General features: G+C 60.9%; 18 protein-coding genes. 11 read left to right on the top strand and 7 right to left on the bottom strand.

The window, feature by feature from the left end; all coding sequences use genetic code 11:
* Positions 1-13: 13 nt before the first annotated feature.
* Positions 14-1,258 (bottom strand): DUF1835 domain-containing protein, encoded by a 1,245-nt coding sequence (locus APH35_RS05855; RefSeq protein ID WP_060514391.1) that lies wholly within the window; start codon positions 1,256-1,258, stop codon positions 14-16.
* A gap of 226 nt (positions 1,259-1,484) precedes the next feature.
* Between APH35_RS05855 and APH35_RS05850 the strand changes: the two genes are divergently transcribed.
* The 3 genes from APH35_RS05850 (at position 1,485) to mgtA (ending at position 7,600) form a co-directional block, all read left to right on the top strand.
* On the top strand, positions 1,485-2,375 hold the full coding sequence (locus APH35_RS05850) for an alpha/beta fold hydrolase (RefSeq protein ID WP_060494555.1): 891 nt from the start codon (positions 1,485-1,487) through the stop codon (positions 2,373-2,375).
* Positions 2,376-2,515: 140 nt separating this feature from the next.
* Positions 2,516-4,141, top strand: a complete 1,626-nt coding sequence (locus APH35_RS05845) for a methyl-accepting chemotaxis protein (RefSeq protein WP_060514390.1) — start codon at positions 2,516-2,518, stop codon at positions 4,139-4,141.
* A gap of 744 nt (positions 4,142-4,885) precedes the next feature.
* A complete protein-coding gene (mgtA, locus tag APH35_RS05840) occupies positions 4,886-7,600 on the top strand; it encodes a magnesium-translocating P-type ATPase (RefSeq protein ID WP_060514389.1) in 2,715 nt (904 codons plus the stop codon).
* A 14-nt stretch (positions 7,601-7,614) separates the two neighbouring features.
* Here the strand turns inward: mgtA and APH35_RS05835 are convergent, their stop codons facing one another.
* Together APH35_RS05835 and APH35_RS05830 are read right to left on the bottom strand one after the other, a co-directional pair.
* The gene (locus tag APH35_RS05835) at positions 7,615-8,841 is read right to left on the bottom strand and encodes an MFS transporter (protein WP_060514422.1); all 1,227 of its coding nucleotides are present in this window, start codon (positions 8,839-8,841) and stop codon (positions 7,615-7,617) included.
* Between the two features lie 156 nt (positions 8,842-8,997).
* Positions 8,998-9,843: an EamA family transporter gene (locus APH35_RS05830; protein WP_012272802.1), complete on the bottom strand. Its 846-nt coding sequence runs from the start codon at positions 9,841-9,843 to the stop codon at positions 8,998-9,000.
* Positions 9,844-9,950: 107 nt separating this feature from the next.
* On the opposite strand from APH35_RS05830, the gene APH35_RS05825 reads away from it, so the two are divergent.
* Positions 9,951-10,427 (top strand): Lrp/AsnC family transcriptional regulator, encoded by a 477-nt coding sequence (locus APH35_RS05825; RefSeq protein WP_060514388.1) that lies wholly within the window; start codon positions 9,951-9,953, stop codon positions 10,425-10,427.
* Positions 10,428-10,728: 301 nt separating this feature from the next.
* Here the strand turns inward: APH35_RS05825 and APH35_RS05820 are convergent, their stop codons facing one another.
* Entirely contained in the window at positions 10,729-11,415 is a 687-nt protein-coding gene (locus APH35_RS05820; protein ID WP_082425708.1) for a TetR/AcrR family transcriptional regulator, read from the bottom strand.
* Positions 11,416-11,564: 149 nt separating this feature from the next.
* Here APH35_RS05820 and APH35_RS28150 point away from each other — a divergent pair, with 149 nt between their 5' ends.
* From APH35_RS28150 to APH35_RS05790, 7 genes are all read left to right on the top strand, one after another.
* Positions 11,565-11,945, top strand: coding sequence for a DUF2946 family protein (locus tag APH35_RS28150; RefSeq protein ID WP_177335352.1), 381 nt, complete (start codon positions 11,565-11,567; stop codon positions 11,943-11,945).
* 283 nt (positions 11,946-12,228) lie between these two features.
* Positions 12,229-12,822, top strand: coding sequence for a putative natural product biosynthesis protein (locus APH35_RS05815; RefSeq protein WP_012272798.1), 594 nt, complete (start codon positions 12,229-12,231; stop codon positions 12,820-12,822).
* A 231-nt stretch (positions 12,823-13,053) separates the two neighbouring features.
* On the top strand, positions 13,054-13,761 hold the full coding sequence (locus APH35_RS05810) for a hypothetical protein (protein ID WP_012272797.1): 708 nt from the start codon (positions 13,054-13,056) through the stop codon (positions 13,759-13,761).
* Between the two features lie 51 nt (positions 13,762-13,812).
* Positions 13,813-15,468 (top strand): ATP-binding cassette domain-containing protein, encoded by a 1,656-nt coding sequence (locus APH35_RS05805; RefSeq protein WP_060514387.1) that lies wholly within the window; start codon positions 13,813-13,815, stop codon positions 15,466-15,468.
* Between the two features lie 9 nt (positions 15,469-15,477).
* Positions 15,478-16,389: a JmjC domain-containing protein gene (locus APH35_RS05800; protein ID WP_060514386.1), complete on the top strand. Its 912-nt coding sequence runs from the start codon at positions 15,478-15,480 to the stop codon at positions 16,387-16,389.
* A complete protein-coding gene (locus APH35_RS05795; RefSeq protein WP_012272794.1) occupies positions 16,382-16,621 on the top strand; it encodes a DUF2164 domain-containing protein in 240 nt (79 codons plus the stop codon). Before APH35_RS05800 ends, APH35_RS05795 begins: the two co-directional genes overlap by 8 nt.
* Complete coding sequence (locus tag APH35_RS05790) at positions 16,618-16,989, top strand: DUF4440 domain-containing protein (protein ID WP_081336931.1); 372 nt, start codon at positions 16,618-16,620, stop codon at positions 16,987-16,989. The genes APH35_RS05795 and APH35_RS05790 overlap by 4 nt, the downstream gene beginning before the upstream one ends.
* 85 nt (positions 16,990-17,074) lie before the next feature.
* Here the strand turns inward: APH35_RS05790 and APH35_RS05785 are convergent, their stop codons facing one another.
* The 3 genes from APH35_RS05785 to APH35_RS05775 form a co-directional block, all read right to left on the bottom strand.
* On the bottom strand, positions 17,075-17,950 hold the full coding sequence (locus tag APH35_RS05785; protein ID WP_060493501.1) for a universal stress protein: 876 nt from the start codon (positions 17,948-17,950) through the stop codon (positions 17,075-17,077).
* A 159-nt stretch (positions 17,951-18,109) separates the two neighbouring features.
* Positions 18,110-18,412, bottom strand: coding sequence for an AzlD family protein (locus APH35_RS05780; RefSeq protein WP_012272791.1), 303 nt, complete (start codon positions 18,410-18,412; stop codon positions 18,110-18,112).
* Positions 18,409-19,128, bottom strand: a complete 720-nt coding sequence (locus APH35_RS05775) for an AzlC family ABC transporter permease (protein ID WP_012272790.1) — start codon at positions 19,126-19,128, stop codon at positions 18,409-18,411. Before APH35_RS05775 ends, APH35_RS05780 begins: the two co-directional genes overlap by 4 nt.
* Between the last annotated feature and the right edge of the window lie 5 nt (positions 19,129-19,133).

Below are 19,133 nucleotides of genomic sequence, written 5' to 3'. Positions count from 1 at the left end.
CGCTCCCACCGGTCTAGGTGCGCTGCCAGACTTCGCCCTGCTCGCTGACTACCCAAGGCCTGTCTGCCGCATTGATCAGTACCCCGCCAACCCAGCGCTGCGCGGGGTTGTGATCAAGCCAGTGCGCTTTTCCTGCAAGCACTTGCTCGGCAAGCGCGGTCAGCCGCAATGGCCGTTGTGCCCAGGCTTCTCCAGGGCCCTCCAGCAGCAGCGGCTGTGGCGCATGGATCAACGGTTGCAGCAGCACATGGAACATCAGGTCACCCAGGTAAGGCAGCGGATCGTCCTGCATCATCAACTGGCCAAACACGCGGCCAGCCGGTAGCTCGCCACGAGAGGCCAGCACGCCTAACAACAGGCGTTCGGTAAGGCTCAAACCATCATTCGCTCCCGGTAGCTCCTGTAGCTGGCGCGCCAGTGCCCGGCCCAGCAAAGGCAAAGCCGTGTGCTGCTGGCCGGCGAGCGCCGCCCAGGCCTGTGGCGCCGGCGCGGTATAAGCCGCCCATGCCTGGCGTGCCAGGGCCAGGGCATCTTCACCCAGTGCACGTCGTTGTGGCCACAGCCAGGCCAGCAGGTCAGGCGCCAGTTGCCCGATGCCGATGAAGCGCTCGACACCGGGCACTTGGTCAGCTTCGATCAGTTCCAGCCGGCGTGGCAGGCCGGGGAGGCTGGCGAGCACGCGAATCAGGAACAGCTGGTCGTAAGCGTCGGCCTCGCACCACAGTACCAGCTTGCTGTCTGTGCTCAGGCCGGCCAGCGCCGCTCGCTGTGCGGCCTGGCGCTGTTCAACGTCCTCCGCCCGCAGGTTGAACGCCTGCTGCACGTAGTCTCCACGCACCCGCCAGTACCGTTCCTCGGGCAACGCCGGTACCGGGCCCATGACCATGGGGTCGTCGAACATCTGGAATGCACCGGCAAACCCGGCGGTGCGCAGGCTGTGGGCGATGTCGTTGCCGCAGCGCCAGTGCTGCACGGTGGCTTCGTCATCGGCGGCAAAACCGGGGTGGCGTGCGGCAAAGGCCACGGCGTCGGCATGTGCCTTGAGCTTTGGCCAGCTGGCAAAGCCGGCCTCGCGGGCCACCAGCCATTGGGTATCGGCAAGCCGGTAGTCGGGGCCGGGCAGGCCGAGCGTACGCAATTGCTCGCGGGCGTCTTCGGCCTGGTGATTGTTCAGGGCGTTCAGCAAGCGCTTGGCGCGTTTGCGCAAGGCGGGCAGGTCGAGCAGACCGTGCTGACGGGATGCATTGATGGCGGGCATGCCAACTCCTTTGGGGCTCGGTCCGCCGACAAGCCGGGAGCTGGTATGGGAATGTGTTGACGCATGGCTCGGGCAACCCCTTCGCGCGGACCGCAGGCGCAGCCAGCGCCCAGGCCCCGACTTTAACGGTGCAGCACACCGGGTTGCAAACGATAGTTTTCCCATGGCTTGCCGCGCGTCTTATAGTGGTGGGCTTTTCTCAGTCGAAGTCAAAGGAGTGGCTGACATGCGTGTACGTACCCTGCTGGCGGCAATCGGGGCCAGCCTGTCGCTGTCTTCGGCATTGGCCGCGCCCGGCCAGCCAGAGACCGCGCTAAGCGAACGTATTTCAGTGCAGGTCGAAGGCGCTGGGCCGGACGTTATCCTGATCCCGGGGCTGGCCTCATCGCGTGAGGTATGGGCGGGGCTCGCCAGCACGCTGCGCCAGCAGCACCGCTTGCACCTGGTGCAGGTCGCAGGTTTTGCCGGCTCGCCAACGGTGCCCGCTGTGGACGGGCGCGTGGCCGCTCCGGTGGCCGAGGCGGTAGCCGACTACATCCGCCGCCAGCACCTTGAGACGCCGGCCATCATTGGCCATTCACTGGGCGGTGAGGTCGCGCTGATGCTGGGTGCACGCCATCCTGAGCAGGTAGGCCGGCTGATGGTCGTCGATGCGCTGCCGTTCTACACGTTGCTGATCGACCCCAGGGCAACCGCCGAAACGGCCGCACCGCAGGCTGCCGCATTCCGCGATGCGATGTTGGCGGCCCCTGCAGCGCAGGCCGAAGCGATGCAGCGCACGGCCATCGACCGGTTGGTCAAGACCGCAGCGGCACGGCCTGCACTCATTGCGGCGGCGCTGCACTCGGACCGCAAGGCCGTAGCCGATGCCACCCATGAACTGATGACCACCGACCTGCGCCCGGAGCTTGGCGCTATCCAGGCGCCGATAGAGGTCGTATACGCCTATGACCCTATGTATGGCGTACCTGCCTCCAGCGTCGATGCAACCTTCGCCAATGCCTATGCCGGCACGCAGGGCATCAGCTTCAAGCGAATCGATGGCAGCTTCCACTTTGTCATGCTGGATCAACCCCAGGCCTTCACTGAGGCGGTGGTCGACTTTCTCGGTCGCTGAGGCTGGCCTCGGCGCAATCTGTTCGGTTACCGCCCATAACCGCATCCCGGTGCCTCAAGCCTGCGCCAGCTACTCCGATAGCAGCACACCCACCGTCGAATCATCGACCAGAAGTGGTGCCAACAAGGAGTACTGCCCGCATGCTTGCCAACCTGAAGATCCGCACCGGAATGTTCTGGGTGTTGTCGCTGTTCAGCCTGACCCTGCTGTTTTCCACCGTCAGTGCCTGGTGGGCAGCAGTGGGCAGCGACCAGCAGATCACCGAGCTGGACCAGACGGCGCACCAGTCGGACCGGTTGAACAATGCGTTGTTGATGGCGATTCGTTCCAGCGCCAATGTGTCCTCGGGCTTCATCGAGCAGTTGGGTGGCCATGACGAGAGTGCTGGCAAGCGCATGGCATTGTCGGTGGAGCTGAACGACAAGAGCCAGGCGCTGGTCGGCGCGTTTGTCGAAAACGCCCGTGAGCCAGCCCTTCGCACGTTGGCACTCGAGCTGCAGGCTACCTTTGCCGAATACGCCAAGGCGGTTGCCGGGCAGCGAGAGGCGACCCGTCAGCGTTCGCTGGAGCAGTACTTCAAGGTCAACAGCGATGCCGGCAATGCCATGGGCCGGCTGCAAGCGCTACGCCAACAGTTGGTGGGCGCACTGAGCGAACGTGGTCAGCAGATCATGCAGGAGTCCGACCGGCGTCTGGCCCGTGCGCAGTTTCTGAGCCTGTGCCTGCTGGGTGTGACTTTGCTGCTGGCGGCACTGTGCTGGGCTTTCATTGCCCAGCGTGTGCTGCTCCCGCTGCGTGAAGCCGGTCGGCATTTCCAGCGCATTGCCGGTGGCGACCTGAGCGTACCGGTGCAAGGGCAGGGCAACAACGAGATCGGCCAGCTGTTCCATGAGCTGCAGCGCATGCAGCAGAGCCAACGCGACACCCTTGGGCAGATCAATCACTGTGCCCAGCAGTTGGATGCCGCCGCCACGGCGTTGAATGCGGTCACCGAGCAAAGCGCCAACAACCTGCGCCAGCAGGGGCAGGAGCTGGAGCAGGCCGCTACCGCCGTGACCGAAATGACCACGGCCGTGGAGGAGGTTGCGCGCAACGCCATCACCACCTCGCAAACCACCAGCGAGTCCAACCAGCTGGCTGCGCAAAGTCGCCGGCAAGTCGGTGACAACATCGACGGCACCGAAGCCATGACCCGCGAGATCCAGACCAGCAGTGCGCATCTGGAACAGTTGGTCGGGCAGGTGCGGGATATCGGCAAGGTACTGGAAGTGATTCGCTCGGTGTCCGAGCAAACCAACCTGCTGGCGCTCAATGCTGCCATCGAAGCCGCCCGCGCCGGTGAGGCCGGGCGCGGCTTTGCGGTGGTGGCAGACGAGGTGCGCACGCTGGCCTACCGCACGCAACAATCGACCCAGGAAATCGAGCAGATGATCGCCCGCGTGCAAGCTGGCACCGAGGCGGCGGTGGCTTCGATGCAGGCCAGCACCAACCGGGCGCAATCGACACTGGAGGTGACCCTGGCCTCGGGGCAGGTGCTGGAGGGCATCTACAGTGCGATCGGCGAAATCAACGAGCGCAACCTGGTCATTGCCAGTGCGGCCGAGGAGCAGGCCCAAGTGGCGCGGGAGGTAGATCGCAACCTGCTGAACATCCGCGAGCTGTCGCACCATTCAGCGGCGGGCGCGCAGCAGACCAGCGAGGCGAGCAAGGCGCTAGCGGGCCTGGTGGGGGAGATGACGGCGTTGGTGGGGCGGTTCAAGGTTTGAGTGATGGCGGCCACGCCAGCAAGTAACATTAAAACAAGGTGAAACTTATTTAAAGTTCTGCTTGCTGGTTGACTTCGATACTACGCTTGAATAAAGTTCGACCGGCCCTGGGCAAGGGCCTTACTTTCAATCACTGAAGAATTCAATGGACACAGTATCTAGTCGCTGCCTGACCACCGCCGTACGGCCAGGTCAGGCACTTGAACCGGAACACCGGTCCCGACGCCTCGGTCGGGCAAGCCGCGCCAGAGCCTGATGCTCCGCCGTAGCTTGCCGCCGCCGGTGTCCGCCGGTTGGAGGCAAGCTCATGAACCTCACTTCATTCGTTTCATATCGCCTGCTCGCCTGCTTTGCGGCGCAGCAGGCCTGTGCCTGGCCGCGCCGCCTGCACGGGTACCCTGATGACAGCCAGAACCCCCCAAGTAGATGCGGGGCGCTGGCGCGTTAGCACGCCGGAACCCCCAAAACTTCTCACTGAATAAAAGATATCAAACGGTATCGTTGTGCTCGAACTTTTTAAATGAAAAGTTTGCGGGGGCGTATGGCCTGTTGTTTATGACAAAGGAATAAAACCATGGATTGCGCGAGTAGAAAGTTCGCTGCCGAAACAACTTCCGACCCTCGGCAGCGGACAGATTTCTGTCGGAAAGAACCCGTATTCATCTGCGACCCGACATGCCTTCGTTCACCGCCTGAGTGAAACGTCTGTGTGTCGTGCCGCCGCAGCGGCAGGAGCACAGCAACATGACTGTCAAACACCGCGACACCTCATCGGCCAAGACCGAACGCGAAACCCGCTTGTCCACGCGTGCCGCCCGTGAAGCGCGCAATGGCCTGGCTGTCACCCTCGCCAACCTCGATGCCTGCGAGCAGGGCCTGACCGAGCACGAAGCCGCCAAGCGCCTGGAGCGCGACGGGGCCAACCAGGTCGCCCACGACCCGCAACCGCATGCCCTGGTGCAATTGCTCAGGGCCCTGCACAACCCGTTCATCTATGTACTGCTGACCCTGGCCGGGATCAGCTTCGTCACCGACTACTGGCTGCCGCTTCGCGCAGGCCAAACGGATGATGCCGACCTGACCAAGGTCATCATCATCATGACCATGGTCAGCCTCAGCAGCGTGCTGCGCTTCTGGCAGGAGTACCGCTCGACCAAGGCCGCCGATGCGCTCAAGGCCATGGTGCGCACCACTGCCACCGTGCTGCGCCGCGAGCAGGTCGGGCAGGCCCCGCGTCTGCGCGAAGTGCCCATGGACGAACTGGTGGCCGGCGATATCGTGCAGCTTTGCGCAGGCGACATGATCCCCGCTGACATTCGCCTGCTCGAATCACGTGACCTGTTCATCAGCCAGGCGGTGCTCACTGGTGAAGCGCTGCCGGTCGAGAAGTACGACACCCTTGGCCATGTCGCGCAGAAGTCCGCTACCGGGGGCAGCGGTAGCCAGGACAACCTGCTCGAGCTGGCGAACATCTGCTTCATGGGCACCAACGTGGTCAGTGGCCGCGCCCGCGCAGTGGTGGTCGCCACTGGCCCACGCACCTATTTCGGCTCGCTGGCCAAGGCCATTGCCGGCTCGCGCAGCCAGACCGCTTTCGACCGTGGGGTGAACAGCGTCAGCAGCCTGCTGATCCGTTTCATGCTGGTGATGGTCCCGGTGGTGTTCATGCTCAACGGTGTGGTCAAGGGCGACTGGGGCGATGCTTTCCTCTTCGCACTTGCCGTGGCCGTGGGCCTGACCCCGGAAATGCTGCCGATGATCGTCAGCGCCAACCTGGCCAAGGGCGCCGTGGCCATGGCCCGGCGCAAAGTGGTGGTCAAGCGCCTGAACGCCATCCAGAACCTGGGCTCCATGGACGTGCTGTGCACCGACAAGACCGGCACGCTTACCCAGGACCGTATCATCCTCGAACACCACGTGCGCTTTGACGGCCAGCGCGACAGGCACATCCTCGAGCTGGCCTGGCTCAACAGCCATCACCAAAGCGGCATTCGCAACCTGATGGACCAAGCTGTGCTGCATTTCGCAGGGCAGGACCGCCAGTTCCAGGCCCCCTACGCCTATGCAAAGGTCGACGAGCTGCCGTTCGACTTCATCCGCCGTCGCCTGTCCGTGGTGGTGAAGGATGCCCTGGGCGACCACCTGCTGGTAAGCAAAGGGGCGGTCGAGGAAATGCTCGCCATCGCCACCCATGTGCAGGAAGGCGACGGTGTCATTAACCTCGATCCGCGCCGCCGCCAACAGCTGCTGGCCAGTGCCGACGCCTTCAACCAGGACGGCTTTCGCGTACTGGTGGTCGCCACCCGCCAGATCCCGGCGGCCGAAGGCAAGGCGCAGTATCACGCCGACGATGAGCGCGATCTGGTGATCCAGGGCTTCCTGACCTTCCTCGACCCGCCCAAGGAAACTGCCGGCCCGGCCATTGCCGCTCTGCGGGACATGGGCGTGCGGGTCAAAGTGCTGACCGGCGACAACCCGGTGGTGACGTGCAAGGTCTGCCGTGAAGTTGGCCTGGAGCCAGGCCTGCCATTGCTCGGCCAGGACATCGCGCGCATGGACGACACCACCCTCACGCTGCAGGTCGAAGAACGCACGGTCTTCGCCAAGCTCACCCCGCTGCAGAAATCACGCGTGCTCAAGGCCCTGCAGGCCAATGGTCACACGGTGGGTTTTCTTGGCGACGGCATCAACGATGCTGCGGCCCTGCGCGATGCCGACGTCGGTATCTCGGTAGACAGCGGCACCGACATCGCCAAGGAATCGGCCGATATCATTCTGCTGGAAAAGAGCCTGATGGTGCTTGAAGAGGGTGTGCTCAAAGGCCGCGAGACCTTCGGCAACATCATGAAGTACCTGTGCATGACTGCCAGCTCCAACTTCGGCAACGTGTTCTCGGTGCTGGTGGCCAGCGCGTTCATCCCATTCCTGCCGATGCTGGCGATTCACCTGCTGCTGCAGAACCTGATGTACGACTTCTCCCAGCTGTCGCTGCCTTGGGACCGCATGGACAAGGAATTTCTCAGCAAGCCACGCAAATGGGATGCGCGCAACATTGGCCGCTTCATGCTGTGGATCGGCCCTACGTCGTCGATCTTCGACATCACCACCTTTGCCCTGATGTGGTACGTGTTCGCGGCCAACAGCGTCGAGACGCAGGCACTGTTCCAGTCCGGCTGGTTCATCGAGGGGTTGCTATCACAGACCTTGGTGGTGCATATGCTGCGCACGCGCAAGGTGCCGTTCTTCCAGAGCACCGCCGCGCTGCCAGTGGTGCTGGCAACGGGGCTGGTGATGGCGTTGGGTGTCTATATCCCGTTCTCGCCGGTGGGGGCGATGGTTGGCCTGGTGCCACTGCCGTGGGCGTACTTCCCTTGGCTGGTTGCCATCCTGCTGGGCTATTGCGTGGTCGCCCAGGCCATGAAGGCCCTCTATATCCGCCGCTTCGGGCAGTGGTTCTGAACCTGTGCAGCAGCTCAGCCTGGCTGCGTCGCCAGGCTATTGCTGACGTTGCGTCCCAGCACCAGCACGGTGACGAAGCCACAGCCCACCAGCGCCGTGGCCAGGCTCAACAGCACTGCGGTGCCCATATGGTCGACCACTTGCCCGCCGAAGAACGAGCCCACGGCAATGATCACCTGGAACATGGCCACGAACAGCGGCATGCCGCGTTCGACATCCTTGGGCGCCACCACGAACATCCAGATATTGGCGCAGGCCGGGAACGCACCGAAAGCAAAGCCCCACAGTGCGATCAGCATCGCGGCGCCCGTCATGCTGGTGGCGAAGTGCGGGAACAGGGCGGTACTGACTGCGATCATGAGCGCGACCAGCATCAGGGTATGTCGCACGCTGCGGTTGGCGGCAAAGCCGGCGAAGATGTTGCCCATGAAACCGGCCGCGCCGTACAGCAATAGCAACGAGCCGATGGTCGGCCCGTCGAAGCCGGCATTCTGTTTGAAGAACGGTGCAACATAGGTGTACGCCGCAAAGTGCGCCAGGCCGATCAGCAAAACAGCGATCAAGCCGACCCGTGCTTGCGGGTTGACGAACAGCGCTGGCAGGTCGCTGATGCGAATGGCCTTTTCCGGCATCAGCCGTGGCAACAGCAATACCTGCGCCAGCAGCACGGGTACGCCGACCAGGGCGGTGACCAGGAAGGTCATGCGCCAGCCCATCAGGCCACTCAGCCAGGTGCCCACGGGTACGCCCACTACCGTCGCCAGGGTTACCCCCGCCATGATGATGGAGTTGGCCTTGGCTACGCCCATGCCGTCAGGTGCCAGCCGCCCGCTGAGGGCGATGGCGGTCGCCCAGAAGCCGCCGATACTGACACCCAGCAGCACGCGGCCGACCAACAGCAGGTTGAAGTCACCGGCGTAGGCCACGATGGCGTTGGCGATGATCATGATCAGTGTCAGGCCGATCAGCAGGTAGCGCCGGTCCAGCGCCCCCACACCCACCGAGATCAAAGGCGCGGCCAGCGCGGCCATGATACCGGGCAGGGTCACCATCAGGCCGGCAAGGCCGGCACTGATGCCAAGGTCGCTGGCGACATCGTTGAGTACCCCCACCGGGAGGAACTCACTGGTGACCAGGGCGAAGGCGCCCACGGCGACCGAGAGGATGGCCAGCCACTGCTGCGTGACACTCTGTTGATTATGTTCGGGAAGGCCACGAGAGGCCTGGCGGTTGCTTGGCATGGGGTTCGGTTCCATGAGGGATGTCGCCTGTAGCAGGCGCAGGAGCGGGGGGATTTGCAGGCGATTATAGAGACGGCCTGGTCAGGCCGACAGGCAGGCCGCTCGATAGTAATCATCAGCGCCATCGATGAAAGGCCTTGCGTAGAGCGCCCGCGCTCAGCGACCACGCCCTACCAGTGCCGCCCCTGCGCAGGCCAAGGCAATGGCTGTTATGCCCAGCCACTGGGTCAGTGCCAGCACTTCACCGAGGATCAACCAGCCTGCTATCGCCCCCGCAGCGGGCGAAGCGCTGAGCAGCACGCCAAAAATACTGGGCGGCAAGTGCCGCATGGCATACATGTCGAGCAGGAAAGGCACCGTGCTGGAAAGCAGCGCTACGCCCAACCCGACCATAAGCACCCATGGCGCCAGCAACTCGGCACCGGCGTGGTTGACACCAAGTGGTACGCCCAGCAGCGCGGCAAACAACATCCCGGTGCCGACTGCCTGTTTGCCGTGAACCGCCACTTTGCTGCCAAGCATCACATACAGCCCCCAGGCCAATGCAGCCGCGAGCGCGTACATCACCCCGCGCGGGTCGAGGCCCTGACTGCCCGTGCCCCATGGCAGCAAGGTAAGCCCGGCGACCGACAGGGCAATCCACAGCAGGTCGATCCGCCGCCGGGAAGACAGCAAGGCCGCGCCCAGTGGGCCGATGACCTCGATGGACACCGCGATGCCCACCGGGATATAGAGGAATGCCCGGTAAATCAGAATATTCATCAGCCCCATCATTACGCCATAACCCAACAAATGAAGCATGTTGGCCTGGCCCCAGATGCGCCAAGGGCGCAGCACCGCCAGCAAGATGACGGCGGACAAGCCCAGCCGCAGGGCGACAACGCCTTCGGGGCCGATCAATGGAAACAAGGTTTTTGCCAAGGCAGCACCGGTTTGCACCGAGACCAGCGCGGCGATGGCTGCGCCGACAGGGGCGAAGGTTCCAGCAGTTTTTGCGTCCACGCGTGGCTCCAGCATCGGTCGAGGCGACATTTTAGTGCTCGGCCTGCGAAGCAATTACTGTGAAAATGGGCCTCTGACGAGTGAACTGCTTTCTTTGGAACCCGAAAATGAGTGACTGCGCCAACCGTCCGCTGGACGGCTTCGATCACGCGATTCTGCGGCTGCTGCAGCAAGACAACAAAACCTCGCAGCGCGCCATTGCCGAGGAAATCGGCCTGTCCACACCGGCTGTACAGCGGCGTATTGCACAGATGGAGGCGAGCGGAGTGGTCACTGCCAACACCGCAGTCATTGCCTCGGAGTGTGTTGGCCAGATGATCACGGCCATCGTCGAATCACGCTTGCGGGACGATCGCTCGCAGGTGATGGACCGCGCCAAGCGTTATTTCGCCAATGTGGCAGAGATACAGCAGTGTTACTTCGTCAACGGCGGGGTGTCGTTCATCATCGTCATGCTTGCCCGTGACGTGGCGCATTTCGAAAAGCTGGTGAGGCTGCATTTTGCCGATAACGAAGACATCCTGACTTACCGCACGTTGATCGTTCTGGACAAGGTCAAGGTCGGGTTGTCTGTGCCGCTTTGAATGTTTCGCGCGACTGAAATCACTCAGCGCGGCAAACCAATGTTCCGGGCGGCGTCCAGTACCAGGCTGCGCAGCCACTTCTGGTCCAGAGGAAATCGCGTGGGGCACGATTTGCAGGTGCTTTGGGGCTCTTCCAACGCATGACGCAGTTAAAGGCCGATGGTGCCCAGCGGCAGCATCCTGGCAGGCAATCGCGGTCGTGGACACGTCAGTTCTCCTTGCTATGGATGCGGCATCGTCGGCGCAAGACCAGGCCTCTACCTGGCATCACGGCAGCACCTGCTTGCTGCCAGGTTGCCGGTCATGCCGGGACGATACCGCCCAACACCATTTGGGTGACCGTTCGGGTGGCGCGGTCAAAGTCAGCCTTGTCAGGTTCGGCTACGCCTCTGAGCTGCGACATTTGCCAGGCCAGATTGGTGTAGGTGCGTGTCGACGACCAGATGAAGATCATCAGGTGCTCAGGATCACAGGGCGCCAGCCGGCCATGGTCGATCCAGTTGCGCAGGCAGGCGACGTTGCGCTGGGCTTCCTCGTGCAGCAGGTTCTTGCATGCCTCTGGCAGATGCTTGCCCCCTGAGAGCAACTCCTGGCTGAACACGGCGGCGCTGAACGGGTGCTCGCGAATGATGCGGATGCGGGCTTTGATATAGGCCCGCAGGCCTACTATCGGGTCGTCGCTTTTGCGCAGCGCTGCCGAGGCCCTCACCAGCGGATCAACGAAGCTCGTCAGCACCTGCACGTACAGGTTCTCTTTGGATTGAAAGTAGTAGTAGAGGTTGGCTTTAGGTACCCCGGCACGTTCGGCAATATCATGCGAATGAGTGGCGGTGAAGCCGGTCGTGGCAAACGCTTCGCTGGCAGCCTGCAGAATCAGCTTCTGATTCCTGCGCCGAATGCCGGCATTTCCCACGGTGTGATTGGTTGCGCCGAGCAGAGCGTCAGCGCCGTTGTCGGACTCGTTCAGCATTTCGATTTGCAGGCACATCACGGCTTCATCTGGCTTTACGGGTATCGGTGTATATAAAAGTATATAGCGATTGACGTGCTTTTTCCCGGTCCTTTACGCACGTAGCCATTGAAGTGGTGCGATGCTGTCTTTCTCACTCGCGAGCCTGGGTGCTAGAGTTGCCGGCCATGGATCGCTGCACCGGTAATCGGCCCCTCATTGCCTGGGCATTGTATTTCAGTGTCCTGTTCAACGTGCTTTGCTGTGGCCTGGGTCACGGGCAGGCACTGGGCTTGGCGCTCAATGGCTTGGGCGGCGGCTTCTGCAGCCTGGCCAATGACATCTCCACCTCACAGGCCCAGCAACACGGCACATCGTCCACGGCGGACTGGAGCAACCTGTTCGCCTGTCCAACGTGTACGGCGAACTTCCTTACCTTGGTGTTCCTCCTGGGGGGCGCCTGGTTGCTCAGCTGTGCGAACCCAAGGCGGTTTTGCAGCGAGGTGCGCAGCCAGGCGCCTCCACGCTATTGCTGGCCCACGGCCAACCCCCGAGCTTCTCCTTTTTGACGTTGCCGGCGCCTAGGCGCTGATGCGGGCTCGCGCCTGCGTATCGAGCACGATGCCTGGCTGCGCATGCCCGTAGCAGGCGCTGCTATCTGCAACGTCGGTCAAGGATCAACCCTCTCATGACGGTACTGACCTGCGCCAGCCATGCGCCTCGGCATCGCTGGCTTTCGCTTTATCCGCGTGCTCCCCCCTATCTACCTGTCAGAACGGTCCCGAAACGCACACTACCCGCCAGGAATCAAGGCGGGGCCTGTTCAAGGCTATCTGATGCATGGAGCACATGATGTCTCGCCCTTTGGCCACTTCACGCTTTTGCCCCCCGGCTCGCGCTGCACGCTTGAGTGAGTCTCGCTTGCCGTTTCCCGATTACCCCTGCAACGCCCGTACGTTCGTCAAGCTGGACGCGCGACTACTGCCGTACTGGCACACGTTGTTCGACGTGTGCCCAGGCTTGCTCAAGCTAGACCCGCCGGAAGGTCTGGAACTGTTCCGCTGCTTCATGACCTGGGCTTATCGACATCACCCGGCCTTGGATTGGAGCTATTACATCAGCGTCTGCCGTTGGCTGCTGGGCTCACCCTACAAGGCACAGGTAACCGAGACGCACATCGAGGCATTCATGGTCGCGGCGGCTGCCTTATGGATAGCTGCCGACATGTCTGAGGCGCGTGGCCTGGTCCTGGCGTGGCAGCCAATGGCGGATGTGGTGGTGGAATGGAAGCCGGGCATGCGGCCAACCCCCTTCACAGTGGAGCAGACGAACTGCTTGCCCCCTCCGCCCTGGGAGTTTTCCTGGAGCCCACTCAGTGGTAAAGGCCCGGACAGTTTTCGCCGGTGGTTGCCCGTCCCGGGCGCACTAGCGGGGTCAAGGGGGTGATGCGGCTGCGACAATCTACCGCAGCATGGCAGTGGCGCCTGGCATGGCGGACGGCAGCCCTGGGCTTGGCTTTCAGGGTGCGACAGCCTGTCGCAGTTCGGGGGTGCAAGTGGCAAGTGTTAAGTTCAAATCTGGCGTGAAGCGGGTGGCTGAAAAGTTTCAATACAGGCACGCCCCACGACCAAGCCCGGTAACTGCAAGGGCGATATCAATGCATGAAAAGGATATTTTATGCTACAGCAACGAATTACCAGCGATGCCATCGTCACACCCCTGCGCGTTGCAGACGCGCAGGCGGTATCGCAGTATAAAAATGAAGACGTTGTACTGAAGTTTTGCAAGGAGTGGGATGTCACGCGCGAGGAGGCAGAAGAGCTCTTCGAGGAAACCAAGAAATTCCTGTTGCTGGCTGCGCAGTGCCAGCGAGAGTGTTTCAGTGTGTCCATTTACTATCAGTTTCAAGTGATTGATGAAATGTGGCATACCTTTCTTCAGTTCACCGACCACTATTATGCGTTTTGCAATGAATACATGGGTGGGTTTCTTCATCATTTTCCGTTCTCGCGGAACATGCTGAAAGAGGAAATAAAGCACCTGGCCAAGCACAACATGACCTTTGCAACGCAGAAACAACAGGATTTTGCTTTCCAGTTGCGCAAAACCCAGCAAGTGCTGGGCGACGATACGGTCATCAAGTGGTACGGCGAGTATGCGCAGAAGTTTAGCATCGAAAGCCTCAATGCTCGACGTAAGCCGCTGATGCTGGACGACCTGCAAACCGACGAGCAAGGGCGGGTGAACGCAGAGATGCTGAAACTTCCGAAGGAGCAAATTCTCAAGTACATACTGGATCGCAATGTCGTGCTCAACAATGTGTGCGGTTGCTCCGGCAAGGGCTGTGGCGCCGGTTGCATGTGCAATTCCAATCGTAACCATTGATGGACGGGTCGCCCACCCTTGGGTGGGCGATCGACGACAACGAGTGCTACCGTGACCGAAATCGAAAAGCGTACACTTAAAACCGGTATTGCCAGGCAGGTGGGGATCGCTGGCCTGACATTGCTCGCCTCGCTGCTGTTCGTGTCATTCGGTTTGATGATGCGCTTTGCAATCGATCATCCTGAATCAGTCGCGAGCCTTGCCGGCCTGGTTGCATTCTGCGCGGGCTTCCTGGCCATTCGCCTGGCGATGCCCTGCAGCTTTGCCCTCGTGGAGTGGTTGTCACACGGCTACTGCATCAGGGTTGAGTCGCTGCTCAGGGCGGCGTACCTCGACAAGCTTGGCCGCATCTACCTTGAACAACTGGAACAGCTCAACAGGAGCGAGATGGTGGCTACCTATGAAGCCGCCATGTCATCGGTCAGTGCTTATATCAGGGTTATCTGGGGTGAGGCGTTGCCCATCTTATTTCAAACCGTGTTCGTCATTGGCTGTGTCAGCTTCTATTTTGATGGCGTGATTGCAGGCAGTTTCACTCTGGTGGTTGCCACCTATATGGCGGTGGTCATCAAGATGACCAGTGCACGCTTTCCGTTGATCAAGCGAGTTGCAATCACGCAAAAGTATTTGAATGGCGTGCTCCACAGTGTGATCGCGGCAGGGCTCTGCGAAAAACTGTTCAATGCAGGTGGCAGGTTGAAGCATAGGCATGGGGTGGCCGTAGACCGCTACCTCTCAGCGCAGCAGCGTGTTCGCCAGGTATTCTTCAGGTTCGGCATTGTCACCACCCTCGTATCATTTACCGGGAGTGCAATGGTATTGGCGGGGGCCGCATTCAGATTCAACCAGGGCTACGCCACGATGGGCAGCCTGATCATGCTGGCCACGTTTCTTTTTCAAGTATTTCTGCCCTTGAACCGTATCGGTGTGCTGTGGCGCACACTTAACAAGGCGCGCATCGATTTCGTCGTACTTGAGGAATCGCTTGGCCGTATGGCAATGCACGCCGCCGCGGTGCATCACGATCAGCCCGCCGACCCTGCAAGTATCGACATTTCCCTGCACCAACTTTGCAAGAGCAAAGGCGGCAGGCCCATCCTGCAAGGCGTCAGCGCGAACGTGCCTTGCAAAGCAGGCCTGCCCACTTTCGTGACGGGTACCAACGGCACGGGGAAAACGACGCTTGCGCGCCTTATCGCCGGGGTTGACCGCCCTGACAGCGGGTGCATTCGTTTCAATGGCGTCACCCGGCAGCCTGAGCGTTATGGTTTGACGCCCGACTGGATCGCCATGACCAGCCAAACCATGGTCTTTATCGGTGGTACGGTTGCCGAGAACCTTGAGACCTTTCTGGGCCCCGTAGACCTGGACGCATACGCCGTACTGGCAAGTACCCTGTCATTCGACAAGCCGCTGGCGTATGAGGTGGGTGAGCAAGGGCAGAACTTGTCAGCGGGCGAGCGACAGAAGCTTGGCATTATCCTGGCTTTGTTGAAGAAGCCCGCGTTGCTCGTCATGGACGAGCCCACCACCCACCTTGACCCGGCGTCGGTCACAGGCTTGCAACGCCTGGTTGAACAAAAGGCCTTGATCTCCCGCGTACTGATTGTGACCCATGACAGCCATTTCATGAGGCATTTTGACTGCGCGCCGAGATTCGGCTTGACGCAAGGCACCCGCACCACAGATGCTGAAAAACTGATATAGGGAATATTAATGGACCGCATGGATTTTGCGTTACCTGAAATGGACTTCTTCATTCGCTCGGCCTTTCAGAAGAAACCCTTCGTATTCGAGTCGGTCACGGGCCACCAGCTGGTGGGCTGGGGTGAAATCAACAACCTGCTTGAGAAGGATATTCTCGATTACCCCAGAATACGCCTGGCGAACGATGGCATCCCCTCCGAGCGTGGCTTCAAGGGGTTTGTAACCTATACCCTGACGGTGACAGGTGAGACCTCGCCGCATATCAACCGTTACAACCTTCTGAAGCGTTTGCAAACCGGTAGCACATTGATCATTGATCGCTGCCAGGCATTTTTTGAGCGCGCTCAACAAGCGGCAAGCTACTTGTCTACACACCTGCGTTGCCGGTCCGGGGCAAATCTTTATTGTGCCTGGAGTTCAACGCCAAGTTTTGGTGCGCACTTCGACAACCACGATGTAATTGCAGTGCAGATCGAAGGTGTGAAACGGTGGGAAGTCTATGCGCCCACACGTCCCTATCCACTGTTGAATGACAAGAGTTTCGACCAAACGCCTCCCGCCGGCGAGCCCATGCTGTGCCATACCTTGACGCCAGGCCAGGCCATCTATGTACCTGCCGGTTATTGGCATAATGTGTTCACTGAAACTGAGCGTTCGATGCACATTTCCTTCCCTGTTGTACGGCCCCGTAAGATTGACCTGATCAGGATGGTCCTGGAGCGCCTGGAGGCGTCGGCGGAACTGCGCGAACCCATTGCCCACGGCAGTGATGCTATTGGCAATGCCAGGTTGAGTGGGGTGCTTTACGCCTGCCTTGCGAATATTGACATTGATGAGTGGGAGGCGGCAATTGTCGAAGACTGTATGCAGGGAAGAGATATAAAGTTCAACCTGCCTGATATAAGGACCCGAGATGCCTGAAATTTCACTTTCACCGGAAGCGCGAGCGCTCATGATTGGCAAGTTGAAGGCGTATTGTGCCGATACCTTTGAGTTGCAGTTGGGGCAGTTTGAGGTTGAGTTTTTCCTCGATTTCATCGAAGAGGTCTGCGGCCCGGCGTTTTACAACAGTGGCGTTGAGCAAGCGATAAAAACCTATGCGGCATGGAGCGAGCGGGTTCAGGAAGAAATGGACCTGAAGAGGATACTGTGAAGATCTCATCAAATTTGTCGTTGATGCGCAAAGAGTGGTACAACGCTTTTTATACACTGAATATCGAGCAGTTGGATTACTTGGAAGCGGACTGGTTCTTCTCGACGAACGGCATAAAGTTCATGTACAAGAAAAACCAGTTACATAAACTTTCTGTGCTCCGTGGCCAGGACGCGTCAGCTTTTTCTCAGCACAAACGAACGGAGTCGAATGTCGAAGTGCGAGAGCTGGGTAACCTTGCAGCTGTCAGTGGTGTGGCATTCATTGTCACGCCGCAAGGGAGCAAGCAGATAAATTTCGTCGAGAGCTGGATCAAAATCAACGACAGTTGGAAGTTGCAATTTCAATCATTCGAAGGTGAAGGCTGACGCAACAGATCAGGCCAGCACAGCGTGTTCAATCCTGTGCTGGCAAGATCGTTGCGCACTACTCCGTCAGCGAAAATACGGCGAGCTAAGGCGTTACCAGCACATCACACTGCGATTCGTCCAGTACATGCTTGGTGACGCTACCCACCAACAGCTCTTCCAGCGCGCTCGTACCCTGCTTGCCGACCACGATCAGGTCGCATTCCAGCTCCTGTTCCTGCTCGGCAATGCGCCAGCCAGGGTCACCGTGCACCACGATCTGCCGTGCATCGGCTACGCCGGCAGCTTCGCTCAATGCGGCCAACTGTGCCACTGCATCCTGGCGGATGACATTGCGGTAGCGGGTGAGGGTGTCCTGGTCGATATGGGCGAAGCGCACGCTGCCTTCGAACGGGGCTTCGTACGCATGCAGCAGGATGATCTCGGCCTGCGGGGCAATGGCCTTGGCCAGTTGGATCGCGCGCAGCGAAACAGGTGAAAAATCGACGGGAACCAGCACGGTGCGGTAGGCGTCACGAGGTGCCGGCTTGACGACCAACAACGGGCAGGGCATGTGGTTGAGCATTTTTTGCACGGTCGAGCCCAGCAGCAGGCGCCGCGCCACGCTCTGGCCCTTGGCTCCGCACACCAGCAGGTTGCTGTGTTTGTCCTGCACTACCCGGGTGATTTCCGTGATCACCGAACCACTGGCAACCTGCACACCCGCAGAAATGTCGTAGCGCTGGAACAACATGGCGGCCAGTGCGCGGGTTTTTTCGCCGGCGCTGTCCAGTACCCGTTTCAACAGGTCGTCATCAGGCGCCACCAGTTGCTTGAGGCGCTCGAAGGGGGCCGGGTTGGCAACGTACAGCAGGTCCAGTGCGGCCTGCTGCGTGTTGCTCAGGTAGGCAGCGCGCTCTGCTGCGTTGCGGGCATGGGGGGACAGGTCGGTGGCGACCAGTATGTGTTTCAGCGGGCTCATGTGGGGCTCCTTTTCCAAGGCCGCGCACAGTGGTCGAAGGCAAACCTTGAACAATGTGCGCCTGGCGGTGCTTGAGTCATTCCTTGCGTGCAGCCATCGTCGCGCGAACCCGGCGCGAGGGCTTGATTTGGGTCAATGGAGTGTAGGTGCAGCGGCGGATCATGCCAGCAACAGCATCCGCAGCACCCCGGTCACGACAATGGCGAACACCACCACCGGCAAGAGCGAAAACCGTGTGGCTGCGTACACCGTGAGCCCCAGCGCAATCAGGTCGGCCGGCTGCCCGGAAACGAACTTGGGAGCGATCACGGCAATCAACACGCAGCCGGGCGCGGCGTTCAGCACCTGGGTCAGCTGTGGCCCCAGGGTGCGCTTGCGCAGCAGCAAGAAGCCCAGCGCACGGGTCAGGTAGGTGGCCACGGCCATGCCCAGGATGGTGACCAGCGTCGAAACGTCCATCATGGCTTGGCCCACAGGTAAGCGCTCACCAGGCCAGCCACGGTACCCGCAAGCACGTACCAACCACCGGGGATCAGCAGGTAGAACAGCGCTGCGGTGAGCAGGCTGAACAGCCATGGCACGGCGGCATGTACGCCTTTCCACATGCCTTTGAGAAGTACCAGGAAGACTGCCGCGAAGGCCATGTCGAAGCCATAGCTGCGAAGGTCGCCGAGCAGCGGCCCGGCCTGCGCGCCCAGGCTGGTGAACGTGACCCAGGTGGCCCACAGGCTCAGCGACACGCCCATGAAATAGCGCAGGCTGAAGCCACCGCGCTGGCGCGCATCGGCCAGGCCCATGGCCCAGCTCTCGTCACACATGAAGAACAGCGCCCCCAGTGCCTTGGGTAATGGCAGGTGGCGCAGGTACGGCGCCAGTGTCGCGCCCATCAGCAGGTGGCGGCTGTTGACCAGCAAGGTCATGGCGACAATCACCAGGATTGCCGGCGGTGAGGTCCACAGCTCGATGGCGGCGAACTCCGAGCCGCCACCGAAGTTGAGGCCGGTCATCAACGCCACTTCGCCGGCTGCCAGCTGGTGCTGGGAAGCTTGCGCGCCCAGTACCAGGGCGAAGGGGATGAAGCCCAGCAGCACCGGCAGGGCGGCAACGGCGCCCCGGCGCAATTCGCTTTGCGGTGTGGTGGCAGGGGGGTCGTTCAGTACAGGTTCAAGGGTATTCATGGTCA

Source organism: Pseudomonas sp. NBRC 111132 (assembly GCF_001320565.1).
In the GTDB taxonomy this organism is placed as follows: Bacteria; Pseudomonadota; Gammaproteobacteria; order Pseudomonadales; family Pseudomonadaceae; genus Aquipseudomonas; species Aquipseudomonas putida_P.
The sequence above is the reverse complement of the archived record's forward strand: the minus strand, read 5'-3'. Positions and strand labels throughout refer to the sequence as shown.

Bases quoted from the DNA above. Each gene is read 5' to 3' on its own strand.
- APH35_RS05820 (WP_082425708.1), bottom strand. From the start codon at position 11,415: ATGTGCCTGCAAATCGAAATGCTGAACGAGTCCGACAACGGCGCTGAC.
- APH35_RS28150 (WP_177335352.1), top strand. From the start codon at position 11,565: ATGGATCGCTGCACCGGTAATCGGCCCCTCATTGCCTGGGCATTGTAT.
- APH35_RS05845 (WP_060514390.1), top strand. From the start codon at position 2,516: ATGCTTGCCAACCTGAAGATCCGCACCGGAATGTTCTGGGTGTTGTCG.
- APH35_RS05810 (WP_012272797.1), top strand. From the start codon at position 13,054: ATGCTACAGCAACGAATTACCAGCGATGCCATCGTCACACCCCTGCGC.
- APH35_RS05775 (WP_012272790.1), bottom strand. From the start codon at position 19,128: ATGAATACCCTTGAACCTGTACTGAACGACCCCCCTGCCACCACACCG.
- APH35_RS05815 (WP_012272798.1), top strand. From the start codon at position 12,229: ATGTCTCGCCCTTTGGCCACTTCACGCTTTTGCCCCCCGGCTCGCGCT.
- APH35_RS05850 (WP_060494555.1), top strand. From the start codon at position 1,485: ATGCGTGTACGTACCCTGCTGGCGGCAATCGGGGCCAGCCTGTCGCTG.
- APH35_RS05835 (WP_060514422.1), bottom strand. From the start codon at position 8,841: ATGCCAAGCAACCGCCAGGCCTCTCGTGGCCTTCCCGAACATAATCAA.
- APH35_RS05785 (WP_060493501.1), bottom strand. From the start codon at position 17,950: ATGAGCCCGCTGAAACACATACTGGTCGCCACCGACCTGTCCCCCCAT.
- APH35_RS05825 (WP_060514388.1), top strand. From the start codon at position 9,951: ATGAGTGACTGCGCCAACCGTCCGCTGGACGGCTTCGATCACGCGATT.
- APH35_RS05780 (WP_012272791.1), bottom strand. From the start codon at position 18,412: ATGATGGACGTTTCGACGCTGGTCACCATCCTGGGCATGGCCGTGGCC.
- APH35_RS05795 (WP_012272794.1), top strand. From the start codon at position 16,382: ATGCCTGAAATTTCACTTTCACCGGAAGCGCGAGCGCTCATGATTGGC.
- APH35_RS05800 (WP_060514386.1), top strand. From the start codon at position 15,478: ATGGACCGCATGGATTTTGCGTTACCTGAAATGGACTTCTTCATTCGC.
- mgtA (WP_060514389.1), top strand. From the start codon at position 4,886: ATGACTGTCAAACACCGCGACACCTCATCGGCCAAGACCGAACGCGAA.
- APH35_RS05855 (WP_060514391.1), bottom strand. From the start codon at position 1,258: ATGCCCGCCATCAATGCATCCCGTCAGCACGGTCTGCTCGACCTGCCC.